This window comes from Pseudoduganella sp. GW821-FHT12E03 (assembly GCF_058807115.1).
Genome location: NZ_JBXAQJ010000014.1, coordinates 72,935 through 84,203, shown reverse-complemented (window position 1 = coordinate 84,203; position 11,269 = coordinate 72,935). Strand labels below are relative to the sequence as shown.

The 11,269-nt window shown below is 64.8% G+C and carries 10 protein-coding genes; 4 read left to right on the top strand and 6 right to left on the bottom strand.

Annotation, left to right across the window (positions count from 1 at the left end):
- The first annotated feature begins 133 nt into the window (after positions 1-133).
- Together AC1RRC_RS28875 and AC1RRC_RS28870 are read left to right on the top strand one after the other, a co-directional pair.
- Positions 134-2,296: a TonB-dependent receptor plug domain-containing protein gene (locus AC1RRC_RS28875; protein WP_493059110.1), complete on the top strand. Its 2,163-nt coding sequence runs from the start codon at positions 134-136 to the stop codon at positions 2,294-2,296.
- 117 nt (positions 2,297-2,413) lie between these two features.
- On the top strand, positions 2,414-3,679 hold the full coding sequence (locus AC1RRC_RS28870; protein ID WP_493059109.1) for a glycerate kinase type-2 family protein: 1,266 nt from the start codon (positions 2,414-2,416) through the stop codon (positions 3,677-3,679).
- Positions 3,680-3,741: 62 nt separating this feature from the next.
- On the opposite strand, the gene AC1RRC_RS28865 is transcribed toward AC1RRC_RS28870, so the two are convergent.
- Both AC1RRC_RS28865 and AC1RRC_RS28860 read right to left on the bottom strand, forming a co-directional pair.
- Positions 3,742-5,058 carry an ATP-binding protein gene (locus tag AC1RRC_RS28865; protein ID WP_493059108.1) on the bottom strand — a complete coding sequence of 439 codons (1,317 nt, stop codon included), beginning with the start codon at positions 5,056-5,058 and terminating at the stop codon, positions 3,742-3,744.
- A complete protein-coding gene (locus tag AC1RRC_RS28860) occupies positions 5,058-5,798 on the bottom strand; it encodes a response regulator (protein ID WP_493059107.1) in 741 nt (246 codons plus the stop codon). The genes AC1RRC_RS28865 and AC1RRC_RS28860 overlap by 1 nt, the downstream gene beginning before the upstream one ends.
- Before the next feature lie 153 nt (positions 5,799-5,951).
- Between AC1RRC_RS28860 and AC1RRC_RS28855 the strand changes: the two genes are divergently transcribed.
- Positions 5,952-6,677, top strand: a complete 726-nt coding sequence (locus tag AC1RRC_RS28855; RefSeq protein ID WP_493059106.1) for a cytochrome c biogenesis CcdA family protein — start codon at positions 5,952-5,954, stop codon at positions 6,675-6,677.
- 2 nt (positions 6,678-6,679) lie between these two features.
- A complete protein-coding gene (locus tag AC1RRC_RS28850; RefSeq protein ID WP_493059105.1) occupies positions 6,680-7,219 on the top strand; it encodes a thioredoxin family protein in 540 nt (179 codons plus the stop codon).
- A gap of 35 nt (positions 7,220-7,254) precedes the next feature.
- On the opposite strand, the gene AC1RRC_RS28845 is transcribed toward AC1RRC_RS28850, so the two are convergent.
- The 4 genes from AC1RRC_RS28845 to AC1RRC_RS28830 all read right to left on the bottom strand — a co-directional run bounded on the left by AC1RRC_RS28845 (position 7,255) and on the right by AC1RRC_RS28830 (position 11,136).
- Entirely contained in the window at positions 7,255-7,767 is a 513-nt protein-coding gene (locus AC1RRC_RS28845; RefSeq protein ID WP_493059104.1) for a hypothetical protein, read from the bottom strand.
- Between the two features lie 166 nt (positions 7,768-7,933).
- On the bottom strand, positions 7,934-8,365 hold the full coding sequence (locus AC1RRC_RS28840; RefSeq protein ID WP_493059103.1) for an NUDIX domain-containing protein: 432 nt from the start codon (positions 8,363-8,365) through the stop codon (positions 7,934-7,936).
- A gap of 3 nt (positions 8,366-8,368) precedes the next feature.
- A complete protein-coding gene (locus AC1RRC_RS28835; protein ID WP_493059102.1) occupies positions 8,369-8,848 on the bottom strand; it encodes a cyanophycin metabolism-associated DUF1854 family protein in 480 nt (159 codons plus the stop codon).
- Between the two features lie 5 nt (positions 8,849-8,853).
- Complete coding sequence (locus AC1RRC_RS28830) at positions 8,854-11,136, bottom strand: cyanophycin metabolism-associated ABC transporter (protein WP_493059100.1); 2,283 nt, start codon at positions 11,134-11,136, stop codon at positions 8,854-8,856.
- Between the last annotated feature and the right edge of the window lie 133 nt (positions 11,137-11,269).

Below are 11,269 nucleotides of genomic sequence, written 5' to 3'. Positions count from 1 at the left end.
GCGCGCCGGGTAATTCCCCCGACGCGCCCGGCGTGTGCCGGGCGCGCTCCCCAAGCTTTCCCAGCCAGTGGTGCAAGCCATGCCAAGCCGGCAGGCCGCTGCACGCCTGTGCCGTACCGTTTAAAGGAACTTTATGCAACTCCGTGCAATGGCGGCGGTGATCCTGCTCGCCTATACCTTTCCCGCTACCGGACAACATGCGCCCGGGACGCAAGAGACGCAAGATGCGCAACACGTCCAACGCGTCGAAGTCACTGGCGCCCATGCGGCGCGGCGGCGCGACGACACGGCCGGCGCCAGTATCGTCAGCCGCGATGAATTGCTGCGCCACGGCGACCGGTCGCTGGCCGACGCCTTGCGCCGTGTGCCCGGCCTGACCGTCACCGACAGCGGCGGCAGGGGGAGTGAAATCAGCATGCGCGGTCTGGGGCGGGGCTACACCAGTGTCTTGCTGAACGGCGCACCGTTGCCGCCCGGCTTTTCCATCGATGCGCTGACACCCGCCATGATCGAACGGGTGGACATCATCCGCACCGCGCAAGCCGAGCTGTCCGCGCAAGGCATCGCCGGCACCGTCAACATCATCTTGCGGCGCAAGGCGGCCGATGCGGGGGCTCGGACGCGCAATGAGGTGCGGCTCGGTGCGGACCGGGCCGGTGGCGTCGCGGCGCCGTCCGGCAGCTGGCAGTGGAGCGGCGCCAGCGGCGACATGGACTGGTCGCTGAACGGTGCGCAGACCCGTACGGTGCAGCAGGAATCCGGCGCCGACACGGCAAGCGCCGTGGACAGCGCCGGTATCCCGCGCTTGCTGCGGCAAGAACTGACGGCGGCGGACAACCGGTCGCGCTCGACCACCTTGTCGCCGCGCGTGACCTGGAAGCGGCCCGGCGGCACGCTGGCGTGGCAGGGTTTCGTCAACCTGGCCGAGCGCACCTTCGGCTACCGCGCCGATGAAACCACGTTACTGGGGCCATCCACCGCGCATCCCAACAGTGGCAGCCGGCTCGATATCCGGGGCGTCATGCTGCGCAGCGAAGTCACGTGGCAGCGGCAATTGGCGGACGACGTCAAAGGGCAGGCCCGCATCGCCCTGCAGCACTATCCGCGCCGCAGCGATTTTGATTTCTATACAACGGCGCCCGCTGAGCCGGGGGCGCGCGGACAACTGGTGCGCCAGGTGCGCTCCGATATCCGCGAAAGCACGCTGGCCGCCAGCGCCAAGGTGGAGATCGCGGCGGCGCCCGGGCACAGCGTGACGGTGGGCTGGGATGGCGAAGCCGTGGTGCGCACCCAGTCGCGGGTGGAGCGCGATTTCGCGGCCGGCACCGGTGCGGATGACCGCTACCGGGGCCGCATCGGCCGCGCCGCGCTGTTCATCCAGGATGAGTGGACGATTTCAGACGTATGGTCGTTGTCGGCCGGGCTGCGCGGCGAGGTCTTGCGCACCATGGCCATGCCGCTGGGCGGGGCGGAAGTCGTGCGGCGCTCGTCGGTCGTCAGCCCGCTGTTGCAAAGCCTGGTTAAATGGTCGCCGACGCGGCGCCTGCGCGCCGGCTTGTCGCGCACGTACAAGACGCCGGGCATGGTGGATCTGATCCCGCGCCGCTATGTGATCGACAATGGCAACAGCGTGACCAATCCCGATACCCAGGGCAATCCGGACTTGCGGCCGGAACTGGCCTGGGGACTGGATGCGGCGCTGGAACAGGATCTCGGCAAGGCGGATGAAAATCACGGCGCGGTCTCGGCCAGTCTGTACAAGCGCTGGATCGCCGATGTCAATGTGCCGCTGCTGTTCGAAGAGCAGGGCCGTTGGGTGCGCATACCGGCCAATCAGGGCAGGGCGGAATCCTGGGGCATGGCGCTGGAATTGAAGGCGGCGCTGTCGCCGCGGTGGACGGTGCGGGCCAACGCGGCCCGCGACCGGTCGCGGGTGGCAGCCGTGCCGGCGCCGGACAACCGGCTGGCGCGCCAGCAACCGCGCAGCGCCGGCGCCGGTTTGGATTACCGGTATACGGAGGCGCTGACCATGGGCGCGGACCTGGCGTGGCAAGATGGCGGCTGGACCAGGGAGTCGGCGGCATATGCGTTCCTGGCGGCGCCGGCGCGCAAGCTCGACGTGTATGCCGCATGGCGGCTGGGCGGGGAGACCCGGCTGCGCCTTGCCGGCGTCAACCTGCTGCGGCGCGATGCGGTGTCGGGCGCCGTCTACCGTGACAACGCCGGCGCGCGGCAACTGTCGGAACGGACCCGCGGCCACGCCGCCTTGCGCTTCAACCTGGAGCACCGCTGGTGAAAGATTGTTGCCGCCATATGTTTCCTCCATATATGAGCGTTATTCGTATGCGCATATCAGTGCAGGGGAAAGCATGCGATGATCTGGCATCGCCATCCCGCTAACCAGGAGACAAGAATGACTACAACCGATCCACGCGCGCTGCTGCGCCGCATGTTCGACGCAGCCGTTGCCGCCGCGCAGCCGTCGCTGTGCCTCCCACCGCACCTGCCTGCGCCGCCCAAAGGCCGCACCCTGGTGATCGGCGCCGGTAAAGCGTCGGCCGAAATGGCCCGCGTGGTCGAGCAGCACTGGAAGGGCGAGCTGACCGGCCTGGTGGTGACCCGTTACGACTACGGCGTGCCATGCGACCGGATTGAAATTGTCGAAGCCGCGCACCCGGTGCCGGACCAGGCGGGCCACGATGCGGCCAAGCGCATGCTGGAACTGGTGTCCGGCCTGACCGCTGACGACCTGGTGATTTGCCTGATTTCCGGCGGCGGCTCGTCGCTGCTGCCACTGCCGGGCGAAGGCCTGGACCTGGCGACCAAGCAGGACATCAACCGCGCGCTGCTCAAGAGCGGCGCCACCATCTCCGAAATGAATTGCGTGCGCCGCCACCTGTCGGCCATCAAGGGCGGCCGCCTGGCGGCCGCCTGCGCGCCGGCCAAGGTCGTGACCCTGTTGATTTCCGACGTGCCGGGCGACGATCCCGCCGATATCGCGTCCGGCCCGACCTGTGCCGACGCCACCACCTGCGCCGATGCGCTGGCCATCCTGCGCCGCTATGGCATCACGGTGCCGGAAGGCGTGCAGCGCCTGCTGGAGAGCGGCCGTGGCGAAACCATCAAACCGGGAGATCCGCGCCTGGAAGGCAACGATATCCGCATGATCACGGCGCCGCAAATCGCACTGGAAGCCGCCGCCGGCGTGGCGCGCGACGCCGGTGTCGCGGTCCATATCCTGGGCGATTCGATCGAAGGCGAAGCGCGCGACGTCGGCATCGTCCATGCGGGGATCGCACGCCAGGTGGCGCTGCGCGGCCAGCCATTTGCCACGCCGTGCGTGCTGCTGTCCGGCGGTGAAACCACGGTGACGGTGCGCGGCAATGGCCGTGGCGGGCGCAACGTGGAATTCCTGCTGTCGCTGGCGGTCTCGCTGAACGGCCACAAGGGGATACATGCGATCGCCTGCGATACCGACGGCGTCGACGGCCTGGAAGAAATCGCAGGCGGCATCATCGCGCCCGATACCCTGGCCCGCGCCTGGGACAAGGGCATCAAGGCCCGCGACAGCCTGGCCAACAATGACGGCCACGGCTTCTTCCAGGCGCTGGACGATTCCGTGGTTTGCGGCCCGACCCTGACCAACGTGAACGACTTCCGCGCGATTTTTATCGAATAACACGCGGTCTTGTGACTTGACCGACAACACCGCGCCGCGTGCGCGGTGTTTGTTTTCCGGGACTAGTCTGGCGAGTGGGCAGTGGCGGGCGCCGCAAGCACCAGCGTGGCTTCCAACCCACCGCTGTCGCCATTGCGCAAGGATAGTTCTCCGTCCATCGCGAGGGTCAGTTGCCGTGCGATCGCCAGTCCCAATCCGGTGCCGCCGGTGTCGCGGTTGCGCGAGCCTTCCAGCCGGTGGAAGGGCTGGAACACGGCTTCCAGCGCGTCCGGCGGGATGCCCGGACCGTGGTCGCGCACGCTGATGGCGATGCGGCCATCCGGCAAGAGGGCGGCCGTGATGGCGGCCGAGCCGCCGAATTTCAGCGCATTGTCGGTCAGGTTGCCCAGCACGCGTTTTAAAGCCTGGGGCCGCAGCAGGCACTCGCGGCCGATGGCGCCGCTCAGGGTCACTTGCCGGCCGGCGTCGGTGTAATCGCACACCATGCTGTCGAGCAGGGCGTCCGGGTCGGCGCGGCGCGGCTGTTCTTCGGTGCCGTGCAAGGTGCGCGCATACGTCAGCCCTTCGCGCACCAGCGCTTCCATGGACTGCAAATCCTGGCGTAACTTGTCCTGCTGGAGCTCATCGTCCATCAAGTCGACCCGCAGGCGCATGCGCGTGATCGGGGTTTGCAAGTCGTGCGAAATCGCGGCCAGGATCTGGATGCGTTCGGCCAGGTAGCCTGCAATGCGGCCTTGCATGGCGTTGAAGGCGCGCGCGGCGCGGGCCACTTCCGACGGGCCGTCTTCCGGCACGCGTTGTGGCTGCAAATCCGGGCCCAGCGCATCGGCCGCTTGCGCCAACTGGTGCAGTGGGCGGGTGACAAGGCGCACCGCCAGCCAGCAGCACGCACCCAGCACGGCCAGTTGCCCCAGCATAGCGGCGGGAAACCAGGGCGACACCGGGATCCGGGGCGGCGGCTGGTAATCAATGGTCAGCGGCATGCCATCCATCAGTTTCAAATGCACCTGGATGTGTTCGGGCTCGCCGGGCACGGCGTTGGCCGTGACGTCATAGCGCGCGCCGATCCCTTCCAGCATCGAGGCCGCCACGCGGGCCGACAGCAGGGAATCCGGCGCCGCGCCCGGTACCCCCTCGTCCAATTGGAATGTATAGCTGCGGCGCGCCAGGCGCGGCAGCCATGCCGGGCGCTCGGCGGGCGCCAAGCGGTCCAGTAGCGCGATGGAACTGGCGACTTCGCGTTCGATATAGCCCATCATGACATTGGCCGTGGCTTCATTGCGTTCCGTCATCGTGAACCAGAACGACAAGCCCTGCGCCAGCGCCAGGCCGATGCACAGGATCAGCGCCAGCCGCGCAAACAGGCTGCGCGGCAGCATCACGGCGCCTCGTTCATGATGGTCACGCCGGATGAAAACACATAGCCTTCGCTGCGCAGGGTCTTGATGTAGCGCGGTTCGCGCGCGTCGTCACGCAGGCGCTGGCGCAGGCGGCTGACCAGCAAATCAATCGAGCGGTCGAACTGGTCGGCGTCGCGGCCTTGCGTCAGGTTCAGCAACTGGTCGCGGGTCAGGACCCGCTGCGGGTGGTCAAGGAAGACGCGCAGCAAGCGGTATTCGGCGCCGCTCAATGCCACCATGGTGCCGCCGGCATCGAGCAGATGGCGCGCGGTGGTGTCCAGTCGCCAGTCGCCGAAGCCGAGGATATCGGCGCTTTCCGTGACCTGGATATTGGGTGGCAGCATGCGCGTGCGGCGCAGCACCGCGCGGATGCGGGCCAGCAATTCCCGGACGGCGAACGGCTTCGGCATGTAATCGTCGGCGCCCATTTCCAGGCCGATGATGCGGTCCACTTCTTCGCCGCGCGCGGTCAGCATCAGCACGGGAATGGTGCGGAACTTGCCGGCGCGCAGTTCGCGGCACAGGGTCAGGCCGTCTTCGCCCGGCAACATCAAGTCCAGCACGATCAAATCCGGCACGGCAGTGTCCAGCGCGGCGCGCAGTTGCCGGCCATTGGCGGCCAGGGTGGTGCGCATGCCGTTCTTGTCGAGATAGGCGGCAATCAGTTCCCGGATATCGCGGTCGTCGTCGACGATCAATACGTGATCAATGGTTTCCATGCAGGCATCTTACCCCGGGGGTGGGGGAGTTTTGTATCCCAGTGTATCTGGCGCGGTACCGATACAAAACATTGCAAGCGGGGCGTTTGGCTGACACAAGCCCGATACGCGGCGGCGGTCCAATGGAGCCTGTTGAAAACACACGAGGCAACCATGACCGACCCGAACCAATACTTGCTGGAACTGCCGCTGGCGCTGCTGGCCGGCGTGTTTACCGTGGCATCGCCCTGCATCTTGCCGATCATGCCGATCGTGCTGGGCAGTGCGGTGGCGCAGGAGGGCGGCGCCGGCCGCCGTCCGCTGTTCATCGTCGCGGGCTTCGTGCTTGCCTTTGCATCGTTCGCCATGCTGCTGGGCGCGGTGTCGTCGCTGGCCGGCGTGGCGCAGGATGTGCTGCGCACGACCGCGATCGCGGCGCTGGCGCTGGCAGGCGCCTTGCGCATCTGGCCACAGCCGTATGACTGGCTGGTGAACCAGGTGCGCGCCATGCTGCCCGCCTGGAGCGGCGCCGCCATGCGAGACCGGGGCGGCCATGCCGGCGGTTTTGTGCTCGGCATGTCGCTCGGCGCGGTGTGGACACCGTGCGCCGGGCCGGTGCTGGCGGCCATTCTGGCGCTGGTGGTCAAGGCGCAGGCCCCGGCCTGGTCGGCCGCCTTGCTGGCCGCCTATGCGGCGGGCGCCGGGATCCCGATGCTGGCGATTATCTATGGCGACCAGGCCGCCACCGCCCGCATCCGCCTGCTGTCACGCCATGCGCACCGCCTGCAGCAAGTGTTTGGCGCGCTGGTGGTGGCCACTGCCGTGGCGATTTACCTGCAGTACGACGTGCTGGCCTATGCCTGGGCCGCCGCTTATTTCCCCACCCTGAAAGGATTGTAATCATGACGAAGCAAGTGACCGCGCTGGCCAGGCTGGCCGCCGCCTGTGTGCTGGCCACCGCCGCCGCCGGCGCTTCCGCCGGCGCCCTGAAATTCGGCACGGACGCCCCGGAATTCACCGGCATTGAAAAATGGCTCAATACCGAGCCGTTGAGCATGCGGCAGTTGAAAGGCAAGGTGGTGCTGGTCGATTTCTGGACCTACACCTGCATCAACTGCATCAATACGCTGCCTTACGTGAAAGCATGGCACCAGAAGTACCAGCAGCAGGGCTTGGCCGTGGTCGGGGTGCACACGCCTGAATTCCCGCACGAGCGCAGCACGGAGAACGTGCGCACCGCGATCAAACGCTTTGATATCCGCTATCCGGTGGCGCAGGACAACCGCTATGCGACGTGGGAAGCGTATGGCAACCGCTATTGGCCCGCACTGTACCTGTTCGACAAGAATGGCAAGCTGGTCTACACGCACTTCGGCGAAGGCGCGTATGCTGAAACCGAAGCGAAAATTCAACAATTGCTGGCGGCGCAGGCGCCACAGTAACTTACCAGGACAATCGATGTGGCGCTGAGGGTGGCTTAGCGGTGGCTGCTGCGGCGCTTGTACTCGCCGTACGGTTCGTGCGGCGTGCTGCGGTACTTGCGCTTGCGCTGGATCGGGCGGCGCATGTACAGCGCCAGGCCCAGGAACAGCGCGACCCCGACACCGGGCAAGGCTTGCCACCAGTTTTCGCTCACCAGCGGCTCTTCGTCCACCAGGTTGTAGCGCTGGATGGCCGATTCATTCGCAGTCAGGTTCAGGTCTTCGCGCTGGCGGGCGATGTGGCTGGTGTGGCCGGCAACCAGCGACGTTGGCGTGGCGATGCCGGCAACCACGCCGGTGTCGGCCGCGCCGGGGCTGTGCATCGGTTGTTCCAGCCAGTTGATGGACTGCGCCGGCGCAACGGCCGCGGTTGGCGGCTGGATGGTGTCGTCAATCACGGCAGGGAAACTGTCAGACGGGTTGAGGGCGGCGGACGCCGGCAGCACGACGCACAGGGCCGTTGCGAGCGACAGTAACCCCGGCAAAATGATGTTGTGTGCGGTTGCCATGTTCACCCCCGTAGGAACGTGCTTGAATTTCAATGTAGCAAATTCCATACCGCGTATCAAAATGCTATGAAAATTCAGTGACTTATGACTTTGATCCTATTTGAAACGAGTTGTTCTGTAAAGAAAAGCGACAATTGGTGAGAGTTGAGAACCAGTAATTGTTGTTTCATCGAGACAATGACGGGGTGGCGGACAGCGCATGGCCCCATTCGAGCACGGTGCGCACGCGCGGACCCAGCAGCGCGCGGGCCTCGTCGAACGCGAGCCAGCGGAATTCATCATGTTCCGGATGGCCCAATTCTTCACTGTACCCCAGCGCCACCTCCTGGCTGGCGCTGACGGCCAGGTAGTAGCGTGCGACCTTGCCGTCGCCATATGGCGCGGTTTCAATAAATTCCTCGCCCCACGGGAAGGACAGGTCGGTCAGCGTGGCTTCCTCGGCGATTTCCCGCTGCGCCGCCAGAAACGGCGATTCACCTTTTTCCACCATGCCCTTGGGGAAATCCCAGTACTGGAAACAGCGCATCAGCAGATAGCGGCGCTGGTCTCCCCAGCCGTGGATGACCACGGCGCCGGCGGACAGGGTCTTTTGTTTCATGGCTTACAGGAAGCGGTCCAGGATTTTTTTCGAGTGCTTGTCGAGTTCGAACTGGTTCCGGATCAGGAAGTGGATCCCGTGCGTATCCGACACCAGCAGTGACTCCGTGCCGATGCGGCGGATGTCTTCCTCGCCGCGCAGCACGAAGTCCGTGGCGCCACGGTTGGTGTCCACGGTCCAGGTGCAAGGGGTGGCATAGCTCGTCACCGCCACGATGCGGGCGATTTCCGGCATGAATTCGCGGCCCAGCAATTCTTCGCACACCAGCGCCGCGTTGGCGGAGGACAGCTGGTCCAGGCTGTCGATCCAGCCGACTTCCTTGCCGTCGGCGTTGAGCAGCGAGATGCCCGATTCCGGCGCCTGGATCGGGAAAGCGCGCACCGGCGAAATGTTTTCATGCAGGTTGCCGGCGGCGTCTAGCAGGTTCAATTTGCCGAAGGCGTCGCGCGACAGCGTAAATGGGGTGTGGATGATGTCGTTCATGGCGTTTAATCGTCGTGGCGTTTGCGGGTGGCGTCGTCGAGGTCGGTATCGACGTTGCGGGCTTGCGCCTGGTAAAGGCGGTAATACGCGCCTTCCTTGGCCATCAATTCTTCGTGGCCGCCTTCTTCCACCACCTTGCCACGGTCCAGCACCACCAGGCGGTCGGCTTTTTGCAGGGTCGACAGGCGGTGCGCGATGGCGATCGTGGTGCGGCCGGTGACCAGGTTGTCCAGCGCTTTCTGGATTTCCTTCTCGGTCTCGGAGTCGACCGACGCCGTGGCTTCATCGAGGATCAGGATAGGCGGATCGATCAGCAGCGCGCGCGCGATGGAAATGCGCTGGCGTTCGCCGCCGGACAAGCCCTGGCCCCGTTCGCCGACCATCGAGTCATACCCTTGCGGCAGGCGCAGGATGAATTCATGCGCATGGGCGGCGCGGGCGGCGGCGATGATTTGTTCGCGCGTCGCGTCCGGACGGCCATAGGCGATGTTTTCCGCGATCGTGCCAAAGAACAGGAACGGTTCCTGCAGCACCAGGCCGATATTGCGGCGGTAATCCGACACGGACAAGGCGCGGATATCGACACCGTCGAGCAGGATCGCGCCTTCCGAGACATCATAAAAGCGGCAGATCAAATTGACCAGGGTGGACTTGCCGGAACCGGAGTGGCCCACCAGGCCCACCATTTCACCGGCCTTGATGTTGATGTTGATGCCGCGGTTGACGGCGCGGTTACCGTAGCGGAAGCCCACTTCGCGCAGCGCGATATTGCCTTCCACCTTGGCCAGTTTCACCGGGTTGGCCGGTTCCGGCACCGACGACACGTGGTCGAGGATGTCGAAAATACGCTTGGCGGCCGAGGCGGATTTCTGCGTCACCGACACGATGCGGCTCATGGAATCGAGGCGGCCATAGAACCGGCTGCTATACGTGACAAAGGCGGTCAGCACGCCGACCGTGATGTTCTGTTTCGATACTTGCCAGATGCCGAACACCCAGATCACCAGCAGGCCCAGTTCCGTCAGGAACGAGACGGTGGGCGAGAACAGCGACCACACCTTGTTGAGTTTGTCGTTAACGGCCAGGTTGTGTTTATTGGCAACACGGAAGCGGTTGGCTTCGCGCGATTCCTGTGCAAAGGCTTTCACCACGCGGATGCCGGGGATGGTGTCGGCCAGCACGTTGGTGACTTCGCCCCACACGCGGTCGATTTTTTCAAAGCCGGTGCGCAAGCGGTCTCGCACCAGGTGGATCATCCACGCGATGAACGGCAGCGGCAGCAGGGTAATCGCGGCCAGCATCGGGTCGATCGACACCAGGATCACGCCGGTCATGACGATCATCAGCACGTCGGACGCGAAGTCCAGCAGGTGCAGCGACAGGAACACGCAAATCCGGTCGGACTCGGAACCGATGCGCGACATCAGGTCGCCGGTGCGCTTGCCGCCGAAGTATTCCAGCGACAGTTTCAACAAGTGTTCATAGGTCGTGGTGCGCAAGTCGGCGCCGATGCGCTCGGAGACCAGCGCCAGCACATAGGTTTTGCCCCAGCCCAGCACCCAGGCCAGCACGGCGGAGCCCAGCAGGCCGGACATGTACAGCCACACCAGTTCCGTATTGACGGGGGCGCCGTTCTGGTACGGGATCAACACGTTGTCCATCAGCGGCATGGTGAGATACGGCGGGATCATGTGTGCGCCGGTCGACAGCAGCATCAGCGAAAATCCCGCCAGCAGCGGCCAGCGGTACGGCTTGGCGAAGCGCCACAGGCGGAACAGGGTCCAGGTGGACGGCGGCGTGTGGACCACCTTGGTACAGATCGGGCATTCATCCTGGTCTGGGGCCAAAGGCGCCTTGCAGGTCGGGCAAATGTGGTCGTCGCTCTGGGCAATTGGCTGCTGCGTGACAAAACTGTCGCGCAGCGCGACGAATTTTTCCGACAGGCGGATCGCCAGCAGGTTCTGGCCCAGGGTGAAACGCCAGGAGCCGGTGCGTTGTTGTTGATTGACTAATTCCAGGTGGCCGACGCCCGCGTGGTCATGCAATTTCAGCGTCAAATCGTGGGTGTAAGGCCAAGATTGCCATACCGTTTCCCCCGGTGCGCGTGCCATAATGCGGCGCTCGGTCAGCAGGACGAGCCCTTTGGCAAAATGTAATCTGGCGTCGAGGTCAACCTCCAGGGCGCTTAAAACGTTTTCCCCGTTGGCAAGTTGTAGTTGCACCTCTGGACGCCATACGTCGGGTAATTCTGTATGGCTGAGTTCAGAGGAAAGTTGTGTTGTTATCATTGTGCAACATACTCCAGTACGGGTTTGCCACGTGGCAAGGAAGTAAAAACAGTGGGAAAATAGCATGACCGCCAACCGGTGGCCAAGAGACGTTTGGAAGCTGTACGAGGCAACCATTTACGGTATTCTGTCA

Bases quoted from the DNA above. Each gene is read 5' to 3' on its own strand.
- AC1RRC_RS28875 (WP_493059110.1), top strand. From the start codon at position 134: ATGCAACTCCGTGCAATGGCGGCGGTGATCCTGCTCGCCTATACCTTT.
- AC1RRC_RS28870 (WP_493059109.1), top strand. From the start codon at position 2,414: ATGACTACAACCGATCCACGCGCGCTGCTGCGCCGCATGTTCGACGCA.
- AC1RRC_RS28865 (WP_493059108.1), bottom strand. From the start codon at position 5,058: ATGCTGCCGCGCAGCCTGTTTGCGCGGCTGGCGCTGATCCTGTGCATC.
- AC1RRC_RS28860 (WP_493059107.1), bottom strand. From the start codon at position 5,798: ATGGAAACCATTGATCACGTATTGATCGTCGACGACGACCGCGATATC.
- AC1RRC_RS28855 (WP_493059106.1), top strand. From the start codon at position 5,952: ATGACCGACCCGAACCAATACTTGCTGGAACTGCCGCTGGCGCTGCTG.
- AC1RRC_RS28850 (WP_493059105.1), top strand. From the start codon at position 6,680: ATGACGAAGCAAGTGACCGCGCTGGCCAGGCTGGCCGCCGCCTGTGTG.
- AC1RRC_RS28845 (WP_493059104.1), bottom strand. From the start codon at position 7,767: ATGGCAACCGCACACAACATCATTTTGCCGGGGTTACTGTCGCTCGCA.
- AC1RRC_RS28840 (WP_493059103.1), bottom strand. From the start codon at position 8,365: ATGAAACAAAAGACCCTGTCCGCCGGCGCCGTGGTCATCCACGGCTGG.
- AC1RRC_RS28835 (WP_493059102.1), bottom strand. From the start codon at position 8,848: ATGAACGACATCATCCACACCCCATTTACGCTGTCGCGCGACGCCTTC.
- AC1RRC_RS28830 (WP_493059100.1), bottom strand. From the start codon at position 11,136: ATGATAACAACACAACTTTCCTCTGAACTCAGCCATACAGAATTACCC.